Here is a 21,612-nt window from a genome sequence, read left to right on the forward strand (position 1 = left end):
TCGAACCCGTGATCTCCGCCTTGAGAGGGCGGTGTCCTAACCGCTAGACGAACGCGCCATGTGGCTGGGGTACTAGGGCTCGAACCTAGACTCTTCGGAACCAGAATCCGACGTGTTGCCAGTTACACCATACCCCAGTACGTGCCTGCGCCCCTCGGGGCGCGAATAGGTACTCTACCTGCGAGGTGCGAGCGGTGTCAACCGCGGTGGGACCCCGCCTAGCGCGACCCGGAGAGCGTGATGGCCGAGCCGAGACGCCCGATCACCGTGTCGCGCTCGAGCAGCGCGAGCGACTCGAAGAGCGGCGGGCTGACGGTGCTGCCAGTGACTGCCACGCGGACAGCCTGGAAGAGCACCTTGGGCTTAACGCCGAGCGATTCGGCGAGCGCGCGCAGCGACGCTTCGATGGTCTCGGCGTTCCACGGTTCGAGCGTTCGCAGCAGTTCGTCCGCGGCGGCGAGGGCGGTCTTGGCCTCCTCGGAGGCGAGCGCCTTCTCGACAGACGTCGGGTCGAGGTGGATCTCCTCGGCGAACAGGAAGCCGAGGGTCGGGACCACCTCGGTCATGCGCTTGAGTCGCTCGGAGACGAGCGGAACGAGCGCGAGATACCAGTCCGGGCGGCGAGCGAAATCGCCCGCGGTGGTGAGGCCGGCCTCTTCGAGCCAGGGCAGCATGCGCTCGATCAGGCGCTCGGGTGCCATCTCGCGTATGTACACGCCATTCATCCACTCGAGCTTCTCGGCGTCGAAGATCGCAGGGTTCTTCGAGATGCGGTCGAGCGAGAAGTGCTCCGTGAGGACGTCGGCCGAGAAGACCGTGGTCTCGCCGTCGAGCGACCATCCGAGGAGCGCGAGATAGTTCAGCAGCGCCTCGGGCAGGATGCCTTGGTCGTGGAACGCCTCAACGGATGTGGCGCCGTGGCGCTTGGAGAGTTTCTTGCCGTCGGCACCCCAGATCATCGAGAGGTGGGCGAATCGGGGAACGACATGGCCGAGCGCCTCGAACACGAGGATCTGGCGCGGCGTGTTCGAGAGGTGGTCGTCGCCACGGATGACGTGGGTGATCTGCATCTCGGCATCGTCGACGACGGTCGCGAAGTTGTACGTGGGCGTGCCATCGCTGCGCACGAGCACGAAGTCGTCCATGGCCGAGGCGGGGAAGGCGGTCTCGCCGCGAACCGCGTCGTCGACCAGGATGTCACCGCGGTCGTCCGGCACGGCGAGGCGCCACACGTGCGGCTCACCGGCGTCGAGGCGGGTGCGGACGATTTCCGGGGCGAGCCGCCGGCAGGTGCGGTCGTAGCCAGCGTTGCCGTCGCCGGAGCGGGCCGCCTCACGCTTACGCTCGAGCTCATCAGCGGAGCAGAAGCACGGGTACGCGGTTGCGTTGGACCTCATCCGCTCGAGCGCAGCAGCGTAGCTCGGTGCACGTTCGGTCTGGTAGTAGGGCCCGTACGACCCGCCGGCCTCCGGACCCTCGTCCCAGTCGATGCCGAGCCACTCGAGCGATCGGAGGATCTGTGCGGTGTTCTCAGCGGTAGAGCGCTCGGGGTCGGTGTCGTCGATGCGCAGGATGAACGTGCCGCCGGCTCCGCGGGCGAAGGCCCAGTTGTAGATGGCCGTCCGGGCGCCGCCGATGTGGAGGGCGCCGGTCGGGCTCGGGGCAAAGCGAACGCGAACGTGCTCGGTCACAGCATCCCTTTCGGTCGCGTGAGGACTAGTGCTCGGTTTCGCCGCACAGGTTGGCGCGGCGTAGGAGGTACCACGTGATGCCCACGGCGAGCGTGAGGACGGCGAGGGCGAGGGCCTTCTCGAGGACCTTGTCGCCGGTCTCGAAGATGACGAGCTTCCGGACGACGGCAACCAGGCCAGCCTCGAGCACCGTGCCGATGACGTTCTTGTGCAGCATGTAGGCTATCGCGATCCGGATGAGCTCGATGACGATGAAGACAACGAGGACGGTGTCGATGGTCCGGGTGATGCCTTCGGGGGTCATGAATCCTTCGGCTCGCACCACCTCGAGCATCTTCAGGACGACGTCGACCACGCCGAGCGCAGCGAGAATGACGAGCAGCGCAGCGACCGCCCCTTCGATGTAGATGACGATGCGATTGAGCAGGTCTATCGCCTTCATGCGCAGCTCCAGGGTCGGCGAACCCGTTCACTATACAAGCTTGTGCCCTTCTTGGCAGTCGGCACGGTGCGTGCTATCGTCACAGGCGTTCTCATCACGAGGCAGCGCGAGAGCGCTGCAGAGGGTCGAGGGACCGCACCCGACGACACCCCGGCAACCGACGCGAAAGCGGCGCACGGTGCCACATTGCGGCAGACGGCAACGTCTGGAAGATGAGGGAATAGCGCGGCACTCGTGCGTGCCATCGACTGTATCCCTTGTCAAACCGGACAAGGGATCGTTTCTTGTCCGGGGCGGATACTGGAGCACCCGCGTCGCGGGTGACGAAGGCTAGGAGGCTTCATGTCAGAGCGGGAGTACGTGTTCACCTCGGAGTCGGTGACTGAAGGCCATCCCGACAAGATGTGCGACCAGATCTCGGACGCCGTGCTCGACGCGATCATCGCCCGCGAGGGTGAGCTTGCGGCCGAGGGGTACGAGACCGACCAGGGCTCAAAGGCGTCGCCGGAGTACGTGCGCGTTGCCTGCGAGACGCTCACGACAACCGGCCTCGTGGTGGTGGCGGGCGAGATCCGCACGCACGCTTATGTGGACATTCCCGCGATCGTTCGCGAGACCATCAAGGACATCGGCTACACGCGGGCCAAGTACGGCTTCGACTACGAGACGTGCGGCGTGCTGACCGCCATCCACGAGCAGAGCGCCGACATCGCGATGGGCGTGGACGAGGCGTACGAGGTGAAGCACGGCGACACCGACCCGCTCGACCTAATCGGCGCGGGCGACCAGGGCATGATGTTCGGCTACGCCTGCAACGAGACGTCACAGTTCATGCCGATGCCGATCTACCTCGCGCATCGGCTCGCCGAGCGGCTGACCGCCGTCCGGAAGGGCGATGTGCTGGACTACCTGCGGCCCGACGGCAAGACCCAGGTCACCGTCCGCTACGTGGACGGCAAGCCAGTGGCTGTAGACAAGATTCTGATCTCCTCCCAGCACGCCGACGGTGTGGACATTGAGACACTCATGAAGCCCGATTTCATCGAGCACATCATCGAACCCGTGCTCTCACTCGAGGACATCGAGTGGAAGGGCGCCGAGGTCTACGTCAACCCCACAGGACGTTTCGTGATCGGCGGTCCCATGGGCGACTCGGGTCTCACCGGCCGCAAGATCATCGTGGACACCTACGGCGGCATGGGCCGGCACGGCGGCGGCGCGTTCTCCGGCAAGGACTGCACGAAGGTGGACCGCTCGGCGGCGTACGCGGCTCGCTGGGTCGCGAAGAACGTCGTTGCGGCCGGACTGGCGGACCGGTGCGAGCTTGAGCTCGCGTACGCCATCGGCGTCGCGCATCCGCTCTCGATCACGGTCGAGACCTTCGGCACCGAGAAGTTCGACCCGGCCAAGATCGAAGAGGCCATCGCCGAGGTGTTCGACCTGCGTCCGGGCGCCATCATCCGTGACCTGGAACTGCGTCGCCCGATCTACCGCAAGACGGCGGCGTACGGTCACTTCGGCCGCGACGACCGCGACTTCACCTGGGAGCGCCTCAATCGCGTGGACGCGCTTAAGGCAGCCGTCAGCTGATCGCACGCTACAGACCATACCCCAGGGCCACCGGCGCGATGTCGGTGGCCTTCGGTATGCTGTGACCATGGGAACAAGCCTGCCGATAGCACGTGTCGTTGTGGACGTGCCCGCACGCGCTCTGTCGGAGCCGTTCGACTACCGCGTTCCGGAGCACCTGGTCGCCCAGGTCGCCATCGGGTGCCCCGTTGCTGTCCCGCTCGGCCCGCGCCGGTGCGTGGGTTACGTCGTCGGCCTCCTTCGCGAGTCGTCGTACACAGGGACGATCCGCGACATCGATGCGGTGCTCGGCATGCCGCTGTTCGCCGAAAGTGCGCTCGTACTCGCCGAGTGGATCGCCGCCGAGTACGTAGCGCCGCTCTCCGAGGCACTGCGCCTGTTCCTGCCGCCGGGTGGCGCCCCGCGGGTCGTGCGCACCACAGATGGTTGGGCGTACGAAGGACGTCAGATGCGCGTCGGATCCGAGCGGCTCGTGACGCTGACGGAGGGGACCGCGTTCGCACCGCGTTCGAACGCGAAGGTGCAGCGGGCCGTGCTGGAGGCGCTCTCCAGCGGACCGTTGACGACGGCCGAGCTTGCCGCGGACATCCCCGGGGCCACCGCCGCCGTCGGGGCCCTGGAGCGGGCCGGTGTGGTCGTCACGGCCGAGCGGGCCCGCCATCGGCGTCCCGCAGAGCGGCTTCGGCCGAAAGTGACACACGTTCATACGCCGGAGCAGGCGGCCGCGATCGAGGCGATCGTCCGCTCGGTTGACGAGGGCGGAGCCGTGGTATTGCTCGAGGGCGTGACAGGATCGGGGAAGACGGAGGTCTACCTCGCAGCTATCGAACGCGTGCTCGCACAGGGGCGAAGCGCGATCGTCTTAGTTCCGGAGATCTCGCTTACACCGCAAACGGTCGGCAGATTTCGGGGCCGTCTGGGCGACGACGTGGCGGTCATCCACAGCCGTCTTTCTGCAGGTGAGCGGTTCGATCAGTGGCAGCTCGCCCTTGACGGGAGTGTGCGGGTGGTCGTAGGAGCCCGTTCCGCGCTCTTCGCCCCGCTGCGTGACGTCGGGCTCGTGGTCATCGACGAAGAGCACGAGCCCTCGTACAAGCAGGGCCAGTCGCCGCGATATCACGCGCGCGAGGTCGCCGAGCGGATGTGCGGCTCCACTGGCGCCACTCTCGTTCTCGGCTCCGCCACACCGAGCCTCGAGTCACGTCATCGTGCCGAGGTGGGACGATACCGGCATGTACGACTGACGCACCGGGTGGGCGGCGGTACCCCGCCCTCGGTCGAGGTCGTAGACATGACGGCCGAGTTTGCGTCGGGCAACCGGTCGATCTACTCGGCGGCCCTTGAGGGCGCGCTTCGAGAGGTCGCCGAACGGGGCGAGAAGGCGGTGCTGTTCCTCAATCGCCGGGGTTTCGCATCGTTCGTGCTGTGCCGCGAGTGCGGTTTCGTTCCCGAGTGCGAGTCATGCAGCGTCTCGCTCACCTACCACGACGACACCGGCTCACTGCAGTGCCATCACTGCGGAAGCTCGCACCCGATGCCGGTCACGTGTCCGCGGTGTGGCAGCGCGTACCTGCGGAAGTTCGGCGCGGGGACCGAACGCGCTGAGACCGATCTCGGTGCGCTCATCCCGGGTCTACACATCGTGCGGATGGATGCGGACACCACGACGGGAAGGGGCGGTCACGAGCGGGCGCTCATGGAGTTCGAGGACCATGCAAGCGCAGTGCTCCTGGGAACCCAGATGATCGCCAAGGGCCTGGACTACCCGGACGTCACGCTCGTGGGGGTGCTGAATGCGGATACCAGCATGCATGTGCCTGACTTCCGTGCGGGAGAACGGACGTACCAGCTGCTGGAGCAGGTAGCCGGTCGAGCCGGCCGAGGTGAGAAGCCCGGCCGCGTGATCATCCAGACGTACTGGCCCGATCACCCCGCCGTGCAGGCGGTGCTGGCGGGTGACGGCGAGGGGCTCTACGCGCGTGAGGCTGCGGATCGCCGCGAGCTCGGGTTCCCGCCGTTCGGACGCGTCGCCAATGTCATCGCAAGCGGTCGCTCTGCCTCCGCAGTCCGGGAGTCGGCCTATGCCGCGGCTTCTGCGCTCGCCGACGTGCTGCCGGAGGGGTTTGCGATCGTCGGCCCCGCCGCTGCGCCCATCGCGCGCATCAAGGGGAACTGGCGGTGGCACTTGTTGGTGAAGGCGCCCGAGAGCGCGGACCTCTCGAGCGTGCTCCGGGACGGTCTGGAGCGGCTCACCGTACCGGAGGGCGTCACACGGATCGTGGACGTGGACCCCGTCGGCATGCTGTAGACCGGCGTTGTAGAATCGGTGCGGCACCGCACTTGCAGGTGTGTTGCGAAGTCGAGCTGGAGGAAACGCCCGAATGGAAGTCCTGCATCACCCAAGCCCGGTGCTCAAGAGCCGCGCCCATGAGGTCGAGCCCGCGGCGGACAGCACGCTGCGGAACCTGGTACGCGCGATGGCCGAAACGATGTACGACGAGAGCGGCGTCGGCCTCGCTGCGCCCCAGGTGGGCGTCGACAAGCGCGTGATCGTCTTCGATGTTGACGACCGGCTGGCTGCGCTGTGCAATCCCGTCATCACCGAGTTCAGCCCGGAGACGGTTGTTGAGGACGAGGGATGTCTTTCGGTTCCGGGCATAACGGTACCGGTGGAGCGGAGCATGCGCGTGGTCTGCTTCGGGCAGACGCTGGAGGGTCGCGACATCACGCTCGAGGCGGAGGACCTGCTCGCGCGAGTGCTGCAGCACGAGATCGATCATCTCGACGGCGTACTGATCCTCGACCGATGCCCCGCCGACGTGAAGAAGTCGATCATCCGGACCTATAACGAGGTCAACAACCTGTAGCAGGCACCCAAGGGGGAGGGATCGCGGGATGCGCGTCGTCTTCATGGGCACCCCCGCGTTCGCGGTGCCCTCGCTCGAAGCCCTTCACGAGCACCATGAGGTGGTGGCGGTCGTCACGATGCCCGATCGGGTGTCGGGACGTGGCGGTGAGCTTCGGCCGTGCGAGGTGAAGGTGGCCGCCGAGACGCGCGGTCTTACCGTCCTCCACCCAACGACGCTCCGTGGCGAGGTGGCGGACCACATCCGTGCGCTGCGTCCGGACGTCATCTGCGTTGCGGCCTTCGGCATGCTGCTCCCACCCGTGGTCCTCGAAATCCCCCCTCACGGGTGCATCAACGTTCACGCCTCCCTCCTCCCTCGCTATCGCGGTGCGGCTCCGGTGCAGCGGGTCATCCTTGACGCCGAGCCGGAGACAGGCGTAAGCATCATGCGAATGGAGGAGGGGCTCGATACCGGTCCTTACGCGCTCCAGGTGCGGGTGCCCGTCGGGGAACGATACGCCGCCGAACTCGAGGCCGAACTGGCTCGCGTAGGCGCCGAGGCACTCGTGACTGTCCTTGCGAAACTCCCCGATGTCCGCTGGGAGGTGCAGGACGAGTCGGGCGCGACCTACGCCCCGAAGGTGTCGAAGAACGACGTCGCGCTCACCCCGGAGTTGTCCATCGCTTCGGCCTATGCGCGGGTGCGGGCTGCGACGCACCGGGCCCCGGCCCGTGCGTGCGTGAGCGAACGCGAGCTCACGGTGGTCCGGGCCCATCCGACCGAGGCGGACGTTGCGCCGGGAGGTGCATGCATCGTCAGCGGCATGCCCGTCCTCGGCTTCACGGGTGGAGCGCTGGTGCTCGATGTCGTACGACCCGCGGGCAGGGGCGACATGCCCGGCGACGCGTGGGCGCGCGGGGCGCACATTGCCGAAGGCGTCTGCTGGCGGTGTACCCGGTGACGGTGGCGCCCGCGCGACGCGTCGCCCTCGGCATGCTGGCTCGCGTGCGCAAGCAGAGCGCCTTCTCCGGCGCCGTCGTGTCAGTCGCACTCGGCAAGGCGTCTCTCTCACCGGCCGATGCGGCGCTGGCCACGCGGCTCGTGTATGGGACTCTCTCGGCCGAAGGCGTGCTCGACGAGGCTCTCGACCGTCATCTCTCACGCGGGGTCGAGCCTCGCGTGCGCGACGTACTGCGGCTGGCCGCGTTCGAGCTGCTGTTCAGCCGCGCTCCTGCGTATGCGGTCGTCGACCAGGCGGTCGATCTGGCGCGAGGCGTCCGCCCACAGGCCTCGGGGCTCGTGAATGCCGTCGTGCGGAAGATCGCAGCCGAGGCCTCCACCTTCCCGTGGGGCGATCCCTCGACCGATCGCGACGCGCTTGCGCGGGCGTCGGGGCATCCGCGTTGGATCGTCGATCTTGCGATCACATCGCTCGGGGAGACCGCGGCCCGCGAGATGCTCGGCAGCGGCCTGGAACCTGCTCCCACGTACGTCCGTCTGGATCCGTTCGAGGCCGATCGGGCCACGGCGGCAGATGCCCTTTCGGCTGCTGAGCCTGAGCCGTCCCCGCCGGACCCGGACTGCTACAGGCTTGGCCATGCGTCGGCCGTGTTCGCGCGGCCTGCTGAACCGCACGGATGGTTCCCGATGGACGCGGCGGCGCAGATGGCGCCTGCAGCGCTTCGTCCCACCCCGGGCATGGCGGTTCTCGACGTCGGCTCAGGACGCGGCAACAAGACGGTGTGCATACAGGCGATCGCGTCGCGTCACGGTGGGCCCGCTGAGGTGACCGCTGTGGACGTGCACGAAGGCAAGGTTCGGACGATGCGCGAACGACTGGATCGCTCGGGCGTCCCGGGCGTGAACGCCCTCGTATGCGACGCGACCGACCTGGCCGCGGTGTTCGGGCCGGACGCATTCGACGCAGTGCTCGTCGACGCTCCGTGCAGCGGCCTCGGGACGCTGCGCCGCTACCCCGAGAAGCGCTGGCGCCTTGATCCGGGTGCGCCGGCTCGCATGGCAGTGCTGCAATCGCAGCTGTTGGAGGCAGCGTCGCGGGTGGTCCGACCGGGCGGCGTGGTGGTGTACTCTACCTGTAGCGTGGCCGCCGAAGAGAACGATGGGGTCGTCAGTGGGTTCCTTGCCGGCGAGTCCGGGCGCGGTTTCCGGGCCGAACCGCTCGGTGACCTGATCCCGCTCGAATGGGGGACATTCCGAGACGGGGCGGGCTCCTTCCGTTCCTGGCCGACATCGGGCGGACCGGACGGCCACTTCGTGGCGGTTCTCCGCCGCAGTTCCGAGTAAGCAGGGGTTCGAACGATCCGAGGGAGGATGGGATGCGCAGCACCCGTATCGTCGAAATGCTCGAGGTCACCGAGGCCGCAGCACTGTCTGCGGGCCGATGGATGGGCAAGGGCGACAAGCATGCTGCCGATGACGCCGCGGTCGAAGCGATGCGTTCGGCCTTCAACAACGTGGACATCGACGGCACGATCGTCATCGGCGAAGGGGAGCGTGACGAGGCGCCGATGCTCTTCATCGGCGAGAAGGTCGGCCGAGGCGGCGAGGAGATCGACATCGCCGTTGACCCGCTCGAGGGCACGAACCTGACCGCCTACGGGCAGTCGAACTCGATCGCGGTCCTGGCCTTCGGACCCAAAGGCACGCTGTTGCACGCTCCGGATACCTACATGAACAAGATCGCGGTAGGGCCCACGGCAGCTAGTGTGGTTCACATCGACCTGAGCCCGACCGAGAACATCCGCAACGTCGCGAAGGCGATGAAGCGTCCTGTCGAGGATCTCGTGGTGTGCATCCTCGAGCGCGAACGGCACAAGGACCTGATCGCCGAAGTGCGGGCAGCCGGCGCGCGCATCCGTCTGATCACCGACGGCGACGTGTTCGGCGCCGTGGCCACGGCGATCGAAGGCACCGGCATCCACCTGTATCTCGGTATCGGTGCCGCCCCGGAGGGCGTGCTGGCCTGCGCCGCCATGAAGTGCATCGGCGGTTGCTTCATGGGCCGTTTCGCGTGGCGCAGCGATGAGGAGAGAGCACGTGCGGTGGAGATGGGAACGCCGCACATCGATGGCATCCTTGAGATGGATACACTCGTCAATACCGACGAGGCTGCATTCATCGCCACGGGCGTCACGGACGGGGAACTTCTCCGCGGTGTGAAGTACTTCGGGCACGGCACGCGCACGCACTCGATAGCGATGGATAACGCCACAGGAACCGTGCGCTTCATCGAGACCGTGAAGCAGACCGGAGCCGAGAAGTTCTGGGTGCGGATGGACTAGAGGGCGACCCTACTCGGAAGCGGGACACGTCGCGCATGCGGCGCCTTGTCCCGAGTTGGCGCAGGAGTCCTTGCCGGATGGCGAGGGCTCCTCGCTTTTCGGCCTCGGCCGGTAGTCGGTGTTGTGGAAGCCCGAGCCCTTGAAGACGACACCGACCGGCGTGAAGACGCGCTTGGTCTGGCCGCCGCAGGAGGGACAGACGACCTCGGAGGCGTCCGAAAGCGAGCGTGTGAGCTCAAAGACAGACGCACACGACAAGCAACGGTAGTCGTAGGCGGGCACGGCATCTCCTGTGGGTCGTAGGCGATAGTGCAGCATAGCCGCGCAGCCGCCCCGGCGCAAGGCGGGCACCGCGCTTGCTATACTGCGAGAATGACCCAGACCACACACAGGCGCCGACTGGTGCCGAAGGCCGCGATCGTTGCTGCCGTCGTTATCGTGCTGCTGATCGCTGCCGCCGTCGCCGCATCGATGATGGTGGCGCGCGCGGGTCTTCTCGCCGTACCCGACGTGGTCGGACTGCCCGGCGAGATCGCCGAGGAGTCGCTCGAGGCCGACGGATTCGTCTACGAGCTTGCGGGCACGCGCGTCTCGGTGACCATCCCCGAGGGCGAGGTCATCTCTCAGGAGCCGGCTCCGGGCGTGCTCGTCGACCCGGGCACCGTGGTCGCGGTGGTGCTGTCCGTGGGGCCGCAGACGTTTCAGGTCCCCGATCTCGTGGGCAGCTCGGTCGAGGGCGCACGTGACGCGCTGAGCGCCCTCGGGCTCAATGTAGTGACGGAGGCTGTGTCCGCCGAGACCACCCAGGCGATCGTGCTCGAGATGTTCCCGGCGCCCGGATCCAGCGTGAGCCCCGGTGACGAGATCCGCCTGTCGGTTCCCGGCGGATCCGGTGAGGCGGACGTTCTTCTTCCGTACGACCTCCAGGGCGTCACGGTACTGCTCGACCCGGCACCGGTACCTGAAGGCGTGGGAGCCGACGTGACGATGGAGATCAGCCGACGGCTGCAATCGTTGCTGGAGGCCGCGGGCGCGAAGGTCACTACCACGCGCACAGCTGGAGGAGCGGCCACCACCGAGGGTCGTGTCCAGGCCGCCGAGGCCTCGACAGCCGACCTGATCATCGGGCTCGATGTGGCTGCGTCGGGCGCTCCGGGAGTGGTCGTGTATCACCTCGGATCGGCTGCGGATGCGCAGTACGAGCTGTCGTCGCTCAAGTACGCTCAGGCGGTCACCCGCGCGGCGACTCTGCCGACACTCACGGTGAACGAGCCTGGGCCCATAGAGGATCCCGTGCTCTCGGCGTTTCCGGGCACCGGGATGCGCGTGCAAGTCGGTGCTGCCGACGCTACAGCGGACGTGGCACGGTTCGTTGATCCCGCATGGGCCGATCAAATCGCGCGTGCCATCTACCGTGGTGTAGGTCCGACGCTCGAGGACAACTGAGCGTGCAATCGTGTAGACTGTCGAGGAATTTCCTCCGAGCTGAGACGAACGGAGTCGCCGTGCGCGGAATCCGCCTTCGGATACTCCTCGTGTCGATGCTGGTGCTCGTAATGGGCTTTACGCCGCATGCGGTGGCCGCGCAGACCGAGGTACAGAAGCTACAAGCGCAGATCAAGGAGTTGCAGTCCGCCTCATCGGCGGCAGGGCAGGCCTACTCGGCCGCCTACTGGCAGCTCGATGCGACGCGCGTGGAAACGGCCCGCGTGGATGCCGAGCTTGCCAGCGCGCAAGCACGCCTCGATCAGGTGAACGCCCGTCTTTCGCAGCGTGCGAACGAGATATACCGCACCGGCAAGACCGACTACATGGCCATCCTGCTCTCGAGCGATGACTTCGACGAGATGCTGAAGCGCCTCGAGTACGTCCAGAGAGTCAGCCAGCAAGACGCATCGATCATCGCCGAGGTGGAGGCGCTCCAGGTGAGCCTTGCCACGAGCCGTGCCGAACTCGAGGCGCTCAAGACCCAGCAGGCCGAAGAGACCGCCGTCCTCAAGGAGGAGGCGGACCGCATCGACAAGGAACTCAAGGCCCAGCAGGCGGAGTACGACAAGCTGCAGAAGCAGCTCGCGGCAGCCCTCGCCGCCGAGAAGGCGAAGAAGCAGAAGTCGTCGGCAACACCCGGGCCGAACGGGATGGTATTCCCGGTGGCCGGTCCGTGCACGTACACGGACACCTGGGGTGACGCGCGATCGGGTGGGCGCACGCACAAGGGCACCGACATCATGGCACGGGAGGGGATCCCGGTCGTGGCTGTCCTGTCGGGGACCGTGCGCTCGAAGGACAACAGCCTTGGCGGCAAGACCATCTGGCTTACCTCCGACAACGGATGGGCGTTCTACTACGCGCATCTGAGCAGCTACAAGGTCACATCCGGGTACGTACAGGCCGGGCAGGTCATCGGCTACGTCGGCAGCACCGGCAACGCATCGGCCAGCGCGCCGCATCTGCACTTCGAGATTCATCCCGGCGGTGGTGCCGCGGTGAATCCGTATCCATATCTCAAACAGATGCAGTAGTTTGTCACCCGGTGCGTGCTGTGGCACGATGTCTGGGTCTTTCCGTTTCGGGAGCTGCCTGCTCGCAGGTGGCTGAGAGGCGACGATGGGTCGCGACCGAGAAGACTGGGCCGGTAATGCGGCGCAGGAACACGGCTGGAGACGGCCGAGGAGCCGTTTCCGCTCTCAGCGCTCCTTTCCGTATGGCGCTCGGTGCGCCGGGAGTGGAGAACGCTATGCAGACTTCGCGCGTTCGGATCGCCGCTGAGATCGGGCTCACGGTAGCCCTTTCGGCGGTACTTGGCCTCATGACCGTGTGGTCGATGCCCCAGGGCGGCAGCGTTTCGCTCGTCATGCTCCCCATCTTCGTGCTGGCGCTTCTGCGTGGACCCGCCGTGGGGATCGCGGCAGGCGCCCTGTACGGGCTGGTCGACTTCATGATCAAGCCGTACATCTTCCATCCCGTCCAGGTGCTGCTCGACTACCCCGTGGCGTTTGCGGCGTGCGGTCTCGCCGGGCTCTTTGCGCACGCGTGGGCCTCGCGAGCGAGGGAGAAGCGCTTTGGTGCGGCGTTCTGGCAAGCGGCGGTGCCGGGGATCGTACTGGGTGCCCTCGGGCGTTATGCGGCGCATGTGGTCTCGGGACTCGTGTTCTTCGCGACCTACGCGGAAGAGGCCGGTCAGGCGCCGCTGATCTACTCGGTCTCGTACAACTCGTTCGTGCTCGTGTCGGCCGCGGCCTCGGCACTGATCGCCTTCGCGGTCCTGCCCGCGCTCGAGCTGACCGCTGCGCGTTCCCGCTGATGGACGGACGCCGCGCGCTGATCGTGGGAGCGGCCCCGGCTCCCGGCGGAGAGGCCCACTACCATCGCCTGATCGAGGATGCGGACCTGCTCATCGCCGCGGACGGCGGGCTGCTCGTCTGTCTCGAGGCGGGGTGCACTCCGGATATCTGCGTCGGTGACTTCGACTCGACTTCCGCAGCGGCACTCTCTCAGGCGGCGGCCTCGGGTGCCGAGATTCGCCGCTATCCCGCGGTCAAGGACGTGAGCGACCTCGATCTCGCCCTCGCTGTCGCGAGGGAGGCGGGCTGCACCGAGGTCACGTTCGCGGCCGCATTCGCAGGCCGTCTCGACCACACCCTTGCGGCACTCGGCACGGTCGTTTCCGCGGCGGATCTCGGTGGCGTGTGTGACGAGCCCGAGTGGCGGGGCTTCGCACTGCGCTCGGAGCTCGGGGGCGTGCGTGAGCTCAGCGAGCCGGTCGGCACGATCATCTCGGTCATGGCGATGGGCGTGGACGCGACCGTGAATGCAACGGGCTTCGGCTACGCGATGTCCCGGACGGTCCTGAGCGCGCTCTCCTCGCATGGGCTGAGTAATGTCGCGACGGAACGCACGCAGCGTATCGAGGTCGTGTCCGGCACCGTTCTTGTCATAGTGAATCGAGAACGCTGATGCCGGCTCTTGAGTTCGGACTTGCCTCGACCGATACACTGTGATGACGCACGTGCGCTGTGCGTTGTCGTGCCGTGTGGCAGTGGGGGCGATGTGCAGGCTCGCGACCGATCGCTTTGGAGCTGGTGGGGGGCACTCGCGGTGCTGGGAGCCGCGTGTGTGCTCGCCGGCTTCCTGATTCCGTCACTCGCGCTCGGAGTGGTCGGCGCGCTTGGCTGCGTGCTCGGCTTGTGGGAGATGCGGTCGTCTGTCATGTCGGCGGTCCCGTCCGACATCCCGGTCGCCCAAGTCGCGGTGGTAGAGCACCCGCCGATTCCGCGCGTGCCCCCCGGACTGGAGCCGGAGGTCGTGCTGGGGGCTCTGCGCGACTCGGTCACGCACGTCGCCACGCCGGTGGCTGCGCATCTGTGGCTTGCCGATGAGCCCACCGGAACGCTGCGCAAGATCGCGGCCGTTGGCCCGATGGCGCCCTCAAGCCAGCCGATCCTGCTGTCGTCGGATGATGCCCTTGCAGCTTCATGTCGCAGCGGTCAAGCCGAGACCGGTCCGGTCGCACGCGTTCGCGGGGGTGGCGAACCGACGACGATCTGGCGGTACGTGCTGCCGATCATCGCCGGCGATGCGAGGGGTGTGGCCGCCGTCGACTTCCAGTCGCCTGATGAGATCGACGTCAGTACGCTTCCCGAGGTGACTGCGCCGCTGCGCGGATCCCTCGCCGGCGCGCTCGGCCTCCACGTGGCGCGCATCGAACTCGAAACCGCGCAGCAGCTCATCGAGGCGGCCCGCGACCTCAGTCGCATGCTCGACCCGCAGCAGGTCCTCACGACCGCACTGCGCCGGGTTATGGAGCTCAGCGATGCGCAGACCGGTAGCGTCATGCTGCTCGAGCAGAGCACCGGACGGCTGGTGATCGAGATATCCGAGGGCCTCCCAGCTGAGGTTGTGCACTCGACCTCGCTCGCCGAAGGAGAGGGTATCGCAGGCTGGGTGCTGGCTTCGCGGCAGCCGCTGCTGATAGAGGACCTGCCCGCACGTACTCCGGCGGCGCGGAGGCATGGGATACGCTCGGCGGTCTCGGTTCCTATCGCCGATGACGAGGGTATCCTCGGCGTGCTGAACGTGGGCAGCCGCTCATTCCCCGCACGGTTCACCGAATCGCACATGTCGTCGATCGAGGTTCTCGGCAAGCAGACCGCGACGGCGCTGCGAAATGCCCGCGCAATGGTGGAGTCGCGTGAGCTCTACTTCGACACGCTCAAGGCGCTCGCGCTTGCGATGGAGACCAAAGACCCGTACTCGCGTGGCGGTACGGAACGCGTGCTCGAGTATGCCGATGCGATGGGCAAGGCGTTCGGGCTTGGCCCTGACGATCAGGACGCCCTTCGGATCGCCGCGCTTCTGCATGACATCGGGATGGCCGCTGCGGGGGACAGCGTCGCGATCGCCGACAGGCCGCTCACGACTGTGGAGCGCGCGCTTCTGAAGATGCACCCCCAGATCGCGTCCGAGATCCTGGCCGAGGCGCCGGCGCTGCGCAACGTCGTGCCTATCGTGTACCACCATCACGAGTGGTACGACGGAGCCGGGTACCTGAGCGGGGTCTCAGGCGAAAGGATCCCGATCGGTGCGCGGATACTTGCGGTCGCAGACGCATTTGTGGCGATGACGTCGCCACGCCCGTATCGGGCGGCCTTCTCGGTGGCCGATGCGCTGCGGGAGCTCACGGATAAGACAGGGACCCAGTTCGATCCTGCCGTCGTGGATGTCCTGCGGGACATCCTTCAGGGCGGGTCGAGCCGGGTCCCCGGTACGAACAGCGGGTCGTACTAGCCGCGCGTGACCTTGCCGGCCTTGAGGCACTTCGTGCAGATGTTCATCTTCTTCACGGTGCCGTCAACGACGACCGAGACCTTCTGCACGTTGGGGTGGAACATGCGGTTCGTCACGCGATGAGAGTGGCTCACGTTGCGCCCCGCGGTGGGATGCTTGCCACAGACGCTGCAGACCTTGGACATCTTCGGGCTCCGTCCTCATGATCGGTTCAGGCGGTCAGGCTTCCACCGCCGGTATCGGCAAAAGCGCAGCAATACTAGCACACGGGTGTAGGGCCAGCAAAGCGTCCGCCGTCGGCCCCGGATGCTGCACTCGCGTGGTGCCATGCGCACCGCTCGGCGAGGGTGCGGTTCCGCTATACTACATCGTACGTTCGCGACCAGGACCGGACCGTTGTGAGCGCTCTGAGGAGGGTCATGCATGGCTGAGGAGGCACGCGGTACCGTCACCATCGCCAATGACGTGTTGGCGGACATCGCCGGCTTCGTGGCGCTCGAGGGCTACGGCGTGGTTGGCATGGCGAGCCCTTCGCTGCGCGACGGCGTCGCGCAGCTGCTCTCGCGGGACAAGCTTCGCAAGGGCGTGGTCATCACCAATACCGACGAGCGAAGCGTGGCCGTCGATCTGTACGTGGTTGTGGAGTATGGGACGAATCTGACCCAGGTCTCGCACAACCTGTCCTCGGCGGTTCGTCACGCGCTTACCCACAACGCCGTGGTGCAGGTATCCGATGTCCGTGTGCACGTCCAAGGGATCAAGCTGAGGAAGAAATCGGAGCACGCATGACACAGGTCTCCTCGCCGCCCGGCGTCGTAGTGTTCGCGGCATCTGCCGCCGCGCTCAAGCAGCGCATGGAAGAAGTCAATCGGCTGAACGTGTTCCCCGTTCCCGATGGCGACACGGGCACCAACATGACCCTCACGCTCGACGCGGTCATGACCGACCTCGGCAGACTCGGGTCGGACGCCTCGATCGCTGACGTGTGCCACGCGATCACGCACGGCTCTCTCATGGGCGCCCGTGGCAACTCCGGAGTCATCTTGAGCCAGATGCTGCGGGGACTGTGTGAGGTCGGCGCGTCGTCCTCGGAATTCACGACTTCGGTGGTAGCCTCCGCGCTCGAGCGGAGCGTGCAGGTCGCTTTCCAGGCCGTTCGAAAGCCGGTCGAGGGAACGATGCTGACCGTTCTGAAGGACGCCTCGATCGCAGCGCGCGCTGGTGTAGCCGCGGGACTGCCACTGGACGAGTTCCTTGATGCGGTTGTTCAGGCTGCGTTCGAGTCAGTGCGACGCGGCCCCGACCTGTTGCCGGTCTTGAAGGAGAACGGGGTCGTGGACGCAGGAGGCTTCGGGCTGGCGATCATGGCCGAAGGGTTCGTGGCAGGGTACAAGGGCCGCGAGTACCGCGAGCACGCGATCGAGACGGCTGCGGAGCCTATGCAGGTCGTACCGGTCGATGACTGGAACGACGATGAGTATCTCTACTGCACCGAGTTCCTCCTGCACGGCGCCGAAGTGGATCGCTCGGTTATCGAGGATTACGTCTCCGAGCGCGGCGGTTCGGAACTCGTGGTGGGGGATCGAGAGACCTACAAGGTCCACGTCCACACCGATGAGCCCGGAGGCGTCCTCTCCTGGGCCACCGGGCTGGGCGAGGTATCGGAAGTCCATGTCAACAACATGCGGCGTCAGACTGCCGATCGCACGCAGGGCATCCGGCAGTCCATCGCCCCCTCCAAGCCCGTCGGGTTCGTCGCGGTCGCAGCGGGCTCCGGGATGGCAGCGATCCTGTCGAGTCTCGGCGCCGATGTGGTGGTGAGCGGCGGCCAGACGATGAACCCGTCCACGGCAGAACTGCTGGACGCCGTGGGCAAGGTGGAAGCGCATGCGGTCGTGATCCTTCCGAACAACAGGAACATCATCATGGCAGCGCAGCAGGTCATCGCCGTCGCCGACCGGCCAGTATCAGTCGTCCCCACAACCGCAATTCCTCAGGCCTTCGCGGCCCTTCTCGCCTACGACGGTTCCGAGGATCTCGCCGCCGTGACCGAGGAGATGACCGAGGCGGCTCTGGCTGTACGCTGTGCCGAGGTGACCACTGCGGTCAAGGACGCGAAGGGCAAGGCCGGCGCCATCAAGGCAGGTCAAGTTATCGGGATCGTCGATCACGAGATCGAGGTCATCGGCACCAACATAGCCGATGTAGCCGTCGAGGCGGCCGGGCTGATCGCGGAGGGCGGGGATACCGCTACCGTGCTGGCCGGCGAGGACTTCGATGATGCTGCGCTGGACGAGCTGGTAGAGCGTCTGTCCACCGCGTACCCGTCGCTCGAGGTCGAGGGGCACCGGGGAGAGCAGCCGGTGTATCCGGTGATCGTGGCAGTAGAGTAGTCCCACACAAGGAGGAAACGCATGCCACGGATCGGTATCGTCTGCGACAGCACCTGTGACCTCGGCCCCGCCTGGCTGAAGGAACACGACGTGGTCATGGTCCCGCTGAAGGTGCACTTCGGCGAGACGACCTACCTCGACTGGCTCGATCTCACGCCCGATACCTTCTACCAGAAGCTGACGTCCTCTGACGTGCTGCCGAAGACATCCCAGCCTTCACCCGCCGACTTTGGGACGGTCTATCGCCGGCTAGCGGATGACGGGTGCACAGATATCGTATCGATCCACCTCACCTCGGCACTGTCAGGGACGATGGAGTCCGCGCTCATGGCGGCCAAGATGGCACCCGTCCCCGTGGTGGCCATCGATACCCACACCGTCTCGATGGGCCTGGGCCTCGCGGTGATAGCCGCTGTGGAGGCGAGGGACGCAGGCGGCGACGCCGCTGCGATCGAAGCTGCCGTACGCCACGTGGTGGATACCGGGCGCATCTTCTTCGCCCTGGATACGCTGGACTACCTCGTGAAGGGTGGTCGCGCCGGCAAGGCGCAGGGGCTGGCTGCGTCGGTGTTGAACATCAAGCCCGTTCTCACCTTCAATCATGAGGGCATCATCGAGCCCTACAAGAAGGTGAAAGGCACCAAGAAGGCGCTTGCCGAGATAGCTGCCGGTGCCACGGATCTCGGTCCCGGTCGTATTCGGGTCGGCGTCTTGCACGCACAGGCGCCCGACCTCGCGAAGGACCTGGTGGCGGCGATCGAGGCCGTCGGGATCGACTTCGAGCTCGTCCACACCGTCGAAGTCGGGGCCGTTATCGGCACATATGCCGGGCCGGGCGCGGTCGGGGCGGTCTTCTACCCGCTGTGATGTCATGAGCCGCCCTGCGGATCATGCGTGTGCACGCGCCGTTGCGGCGATCACGGCAGCTGAGCCTGTTTCGTCAGTTCGGCTGGTGGACTCTCGCCGCGCGGAGGCTCTCGCCAGGCTCGGCGTTCAGACGGTGGGCGATCTCGTCCGCCACTACCCGTTTCGCTACCTGGACCTGACTGCAACGGCTGACCTAAGGTCAGTGCCCGTCGGCATCGACGCCACCGTCATCGGCCGTGTCCACGAGATCAAGGTGAAGCGCCCACGCCCGCGTCTCACGATCACCGAGGTCGCGATCGTCGATGGAACGGGAGCGCTCATCGGGGTGTGGTTCAACCAGCCCTACATGGAGCAGCGATTCCGGGTCGGCGATCGCGTAGCATTTGCTGGAACGGTGACATTCGATTTCGGACTGAAGCAGATGCGGAGTCCGTTCGTTGAGAAGCTGCCTGACGAGGAACGTGGCCCGGACATAGCGCGCATTTTGCCGGTGCACCGTGCTACTGAAGGGCTCTCCACGAACTGGATCCGCCGTCTCGTGGCCGAGGCGATCGACATGGCAGGCGATCAGCCCGACCCGCTTCCAGCCGCTCTCCGGGCGCAGCGACGGCTGATGCCGCTCGCAGGTGCGCTCTCGGCGATCCACCTTCCCGCGAGCACGGCTGACGCCGATGCCGCACGCCGACGGCTGGCTTACGAGGAGCTGCTCTCGATCCAGCTGGCGATGGCACTGCGGCGTCATCGCGCGACCGAGGCGACTCCCGGATTCGAGCACATCGTGGACGGTCCGCACCTCGCGCTGCTGGCCGCCGCACTGCCGTTTGTGCTCACGGAGGACCAGACGCGCGCGCTTGGCGAGATCCTCACCGACATGTCGTCCGGGCATCCGATGAACCGGATGCTGCTCGGGGACGTGGGAACCGGCAAGACGGCGGTTGCGGCGCATGCGCTCGCAGCGTGCGCCGACTCGGGTACGCAGGCGGCGATGATGGCGCCGACCGAGGTCCTCGCGCAGCAGTACGCGGGAGCGGTTGGCCCGCTTCTGGACTCGGCGGGCATCTCTTGGCGGCTACTCACCGGTTCCACGAGGGCCGCCGAGCGTTCGGAGATCGCTGCGGGCCTCGCCGACGGGAGCATCAGCGTTGCCTTCGGCACGCACGCGCTCATCCAGGAATCGGTCGGGTTCAAGAGGCTGACGCTCGCCATCGTGGACGAGCAGCACCGGTTCGGGGTCGCCCAACGCCTGGCGCTCCGCGGCAAGGGGGAGGGCATCGATCTGCTGGTGATGACCGCGACACCGATTCCCCGGAGCCTCGCACTCACGCTCTACGGTGATCTCGAGACCTCGTACGTGCGCCAGCGCCCCGGCGGCAGGGGCCCCGGCCACGTCCGAACACGGGTCGTGCCCATGAACGGCCGGGCAGACGCGTACGCGGCTGTGCGCGCGGCGGTCGCCGAAGGCTACCAGGCATACGTCGTGTGCGCCCTGGTCGACGAGAGCGACGCCACGCAGGCGAAGGCGGCGACAGCCGAGGCGCGTCGACTCCAGCGTCAGGTGTTCTCGGAGCTCAAGGTAGGTCTGCTGACAGGGCAGATGCCGGCTTCCGAGAAGACCGCGGCAATGGCCCGCTTCCGGGCGGGTGAGACCGATGTCCTCGTTGCCACGACCGTGATCGAGGTCGGCGTGGACGTGCCGCGGGCCACCGTCATGATCATCGAAGACGCCGAGCGCTTCGGCCTGGCCCAGTTGCATCAACTCCGTGGACGCGTGGGACGAGGGGAAGCTCCCGGCGAGGTGCTCCTGTTCGCCGACCCCAAGACGGTCGACGGCAGGGCCAGGATGGAGGCTATCGTGGCCACCGATGACGGGTTTGAGCTCGCCGAGTACGACCTGCGTCTGCGCGGGGAGGGTGAGGTGCTCGGAGACCGTCAGAGCGGTCTGCCGGGCCTGCGCCTGGCTTCTCTCGCGACCGATCAGGAGCTGATAGAGATCGCACGGGAGGACGCGAGGGCGATCGTCGCAGAGGACCCCGAACTCAGGCGGCCCGTCAATCTGCCACTTGCCGAAGACGTGCGGCGGCGTATCGGCGCCGTGTGGGAGTGGGTGAGCGCCGGGTGAGGATCATTGCCGGCCGATGGAAAGGCCACCGCCTCGCCGCGCCGCGCGGTCGCGACACGCGCCCCACAGCCGATCGCGTGCGTGAGGCGGTCTACTCTGCAGTCGTCTCGCGCCTCGGAGACCTCGATGGGAGAGCGGTCGCCGATCTGTACGCGGGTAGCGGGGCGCTGGGGCTCGAAGCCCTATCCCGAGGTGCCACGCACTGCGTGTTCGTCGAGTCTGACAGGAACGCCGCCTCAGTCATCAGGGCGAATGCGGTATCACTCGGCGTCGACCCCACAGCGGTGCGGGTGGTTCAGGCAACCGTAGCGGGGTTCGCGGCGCATTTGCCCGAGCAGGCGGGGGTGTCGTTGCTTCTTGCCGACCCGCCCTATAGGATAGACGCGGCCGAGTTCAGCCAGGTACTGGAAGCGCTGGCAGGTCGCGGATTCCTGGACGTGGGGGCGCTGGTCGTCTACGAGCATTCGGCCGAGGCCGAACCGGCATGGCCTGCCGGGTTCGTGGGGGAATCTGCGCGGAGGTACGGAAGCACTGCGGTGTCATTTGCCACGTATGAAGGGTGAGGCCCAAGC

General features: G+C 66.7%; 20 protein-coding genes and 1 tRNA gene. 16 read left to right on the forward strand and 5 right to left on the reverse strand.

The annotated features are described in order from the left end of the window. Nucleotides 1-61 precede the first annotated feature (61 nt). The 3 genes from Q7W51_07935 to Q7W51_07945 form a co-directional block, all read right to left on the reverse strand. Nucleotides 62-137: transfer RNA gene (locus Q7W51_07935), tRNA-Gln, on the reverse strand. Between the two features lie 81 nt (nucleotides 138-218). Then, on the reverse strand, nucleotides 219-1,691 hold the full coding sequence (gene gltX, locus Q7W51_07940; protein MDO8848296.1) for a glutamate--tRNA ligase: 1,473 nt from the start codon (nucleotides 1,689-1,691) through the stop codon (nucleotides 219-221). 25 nt (nucleotides 1,692-1,716) lie between these two features. Beyond that, the gene (locus Q7W51_07945) at nucleotides 1,717-2,133 is read right to left on the reverse strand and encodes a phosphate-starvation-inducible PsiE family protein (GenBank protein MDO8848297.1); all 417 of its coding nucleotides are present in this window, start codon (nucleotides 2,131-2,133) and stop codon (nucleotides 1,717-1,719) included. A gap of 342 nt (nucleotides 2,134-2,475) precedes the next feature. Between Q7W51_07945 and metK the strand changes: the two genes are divergently transcribed. The 6 genes from metK (at nucleotide 2,476) to glpX (ending at nucleotide 9,874) form a co-directional block, all read left to right on the forward strand. Next, nucleotides 2,476-3,723: a methionine adenosyltransferase gene (metK, locus tag Q7W51_07950; GenBank protein ID MDO8848298.1), complete on the forward strand. Its 1,248-nt coding sequence runs from the start codon at nucleotides 2,476-2,478 to the stop codon at nucleotides 3,721-3,723. A gap of 67 nt (nucleotides 3,724-3,790) precedes the next feature. Continuing rightward, on the forward strand, nucleotides 3,791-6,031 hold the full coding sequence (gene priA / locus Q7W51_07955; GenBank protein ID MDO8848299.1) for a primosomal protein N': 2,241 nt from the start codon (nucleotides 3,791-3,793) through the stop codon (nucleotides 6,029-6,031). 73 nt (nucleotides 6,032-6,104) lie between these two features. After that, on the forward strand, nucleotides 6,105-6,590 hold the full coding sequence (gene def / locus Q7W51_07960) for a peptide deformylase (GenBank protein ID MDO8848300.1): 486 nt from the start codon (nucleotides 6,105-6,107) through the stop codon (nucleotides 6,588-6,590). A gap of 28 nt (nucleotides 6,591-6,618) precedes the next feature. Next, complete coding sequence (gene fmt, locus Q7W51_07965) at nucleotides 6,619-7,533, forward strand: methionyl-tRNA formyltransferase (protein ID MDO8848301.1); 915 nt, start codon at nucleotides 6,619-6,621, stop codon at nucleotides 7,531-7,533. After that, complete coding sequence (locus tag Q7W51_07970; GenBank protein ID MDO8848302.1) at nucleotides 7,530-8,876, forward strand: transcription antitermination factor NusB; 1,347 nt, start codon at nucleotides 7,530-7,532, stop codon at nucleotides 8,874-8,876. Before fmt ends, Q7W51_07970 begins: the two co-directional genes overlap by 4 nt. Before the next feature lie 32 nt (nucleotides 8,877-8,908). Continuing rightward, nucleotides 8,909-9,874: a class II fructose-bisphosphatase gene (glpX, locus tag Q7W51_07975; GenBank protein MDO8848303.1), complete on the forward strand. Its 966-nt coding sequence runs from the start codon at nucleotides 8,909-8,911 to the stop codon at nucleotides 9,872-9,874. 9 nt (nucleotides 9,875-9,883) lie between these two features. On the opposite strand, the gene Q7W51_07980 is transcribed toward glpX, so the two are convergent. Further along, a complete protein-coding gene (locus Q7W51_07980; protein ID MDO8848304.1) occupies nucleotides 9,884-10,156 on the reverse strand; it encodes a zinc ribbon domain-containing protein in 273 nt (90 codons plus the stop codon). 120 nt (nucleotides 10,157-10,276) lie between these two features. Between Q7W51_07980 and Q7W51_07985 the strand changes: the two genes are divergently transcribed. The 5 genes from Q7W51_07985 (at nucleotide 10,277) to Q7W51_08005 (ending at nucleotide 15,661) form a co-directional block, all read left to right on the forward strand. Further along, complete coding sequence (locus Q7W51_07985) at nucleotides 10,277-11,320, forward strand: PASTA domain-containing protein (protein ID MDO8848305.1); 1,044 nt, start codon at nucleotides 10,277-10,279, stop codon at nucleotides 11,318-11,320. Nucleotides 11,321-11,379: 59 nt separating this feature from the next. After that, nucleotides 11,380-12,396 (forward strand): peptidoglycan DD-metalloendopeptidase family protein, encoded by a 1,017-nt coding sequence (locus Q7W51_07990; GenBank protein ID MDO8848306.1) that lies wholly within the window; start codon nucleotides 11,380-11,382, stop codon nucleotides 12,394-12,396. 215 nt (nucleotides 12,397-12,611) lie between these two features. Further along, the gene (gene thiT / locus Q7W51_07995; GenBank protein MDO8848307.1) at nucleotides 12,612-13,178 is read left to right on the forward strand and encodes an energy-coupled thiamine transporter ThiT; all 567 of its coding nucleotides are present in this window, start codon (nucleotides 12,612-12,614) and stop codon (nucleotides 13,176-13,178) included. After that, nucleotides 13,178-13,831: a thiamine diphosphokinase gene (locus Q7W51_08000; GenBank protein MDO8848308.1), complete on the forward strand. Its 654-nt coding sequence runs from the start codon at nucleotides 13,178-13,180 to the stop codon at nucleotides 13,829-13,831. Before thiT ends, Q7W51_08000 begins: the two co-directional genes overlap by 1 nt. A gap of 93 nt (nucleotides 13,832-13,924) precedes the next feature. Beyond that, the gene (locus Q7W51_08005) at nucleotides 13,925-15,661 is read left to right on the forward strand and encodes a GAF domain-containing protein (GenBank protein MDO8848309.1); all 1,737 of its coding nucleotides are present in this window, start codon (nucleotides 13,925-13,927) and stop codon (nucleotides 15,659-15,661) included. Here Q7W51_08005 and rpmB read toward each other — a convergent pair. Further along, nucleotides 15,658-15,846, reverse strand: coding sequence for a 50S ribosomal protein L28 (gene rpmB / locus Q7W51_08010; protein MDO8848310.1), 189 nt, complete (start codon nucleotides 15,844-15,846; stop codon nucleotides 15,658-15,660). The genes Q7W51_08005 and rpmB overlap by 4 nt on opposite strands. A gap of 238 nt (nucleotides 15,847-16,084) precedes the next feature. Between rpmB and Q7W51_08015 the strand changes: the two genes are divergently transcribed. From Q7W51_08015 to rsmD, 5 genes are read left to right on the forward strand one after another with little or no spacing between them, the layout of a single operon-like run. After that, the gene (locus Q7W51_08015; protein ID MDO8848311.1) at nucleotides 16,085-16,450 is read left to right on the forward strand and encodes an Asp23/Gls24 family envelope stress response protein; all 366 of its coding nucleotides are present in this window, start codon (nucleotides 16,085-16,087) and stop codon (nucleotides 16,448-16,450) included. Beyond that, complete coding sequence (locus Q7W51_08020; GenBank protein ID MDO8848312.1) at nucleotides 16,447-18,054, forward strand: DAK2 domain-containing protein; 1,608 nt, start codon at nucleotides 16,447-16,449, stop codon at nucleotides 18,052-18,054. The genes Q7W51_08015 and Q7W51_08020 overlap by 4 nt, the downstream gene beginning before the upstream one ends. A gap of 21 nt (nucleotides 18,055-18,075) precedes the next feature. Then, nucleotides 18,076-18,921, forward strand: a complete 846-nt coding sequence (locus Q7W51_08025; protein ID MDO8848313.1) for a DegV family protein — start codon at nucleotides 18,076-18,078, stop codon at nucleotides 18,919-18,921. Nucleotides 18,922-18,925: 4 nt separating this feature from the next. Further along, nucleotides 18,926-21,040, forward strand: a complete 2,115-nt coding sequence (recG, locus tag Q7W51_08030) for an ATP-dependent DNA helicase RecG (protein MDO8848314.1) — start codon at nucleotides 18,926-18,928, stop codon at nucleotides 21,038-21,040. Then, on the forward strand, nucleotides 21,037-21,603 hold the full coding sequence (gene rsmD / locus Q7W51_08035) for a 16S rRNA (guanine(966)-N(2))-methyltransferase RsmD (protein MDO8848315.1): 567 nt from the start codon (nucleotides 21,037-21,039) through the stop codon (nucleotides 21,601-21,603). The genes recG and rsmD overlap by 4 nt, the downstream gene beginning before the upstream one ends. Nucleotides 21,604-21,612 lie beyond the last annotated feature (9 nt).

Source organism: Coriobacteriia bacterium (assembly GCA_030652115.1).
Classification (GTDB): domain Bacteria; phylum Actinomycetota; class Coriobacteriia; order Anaerosomatales; family Anaerosomataceae; genus UBA6100.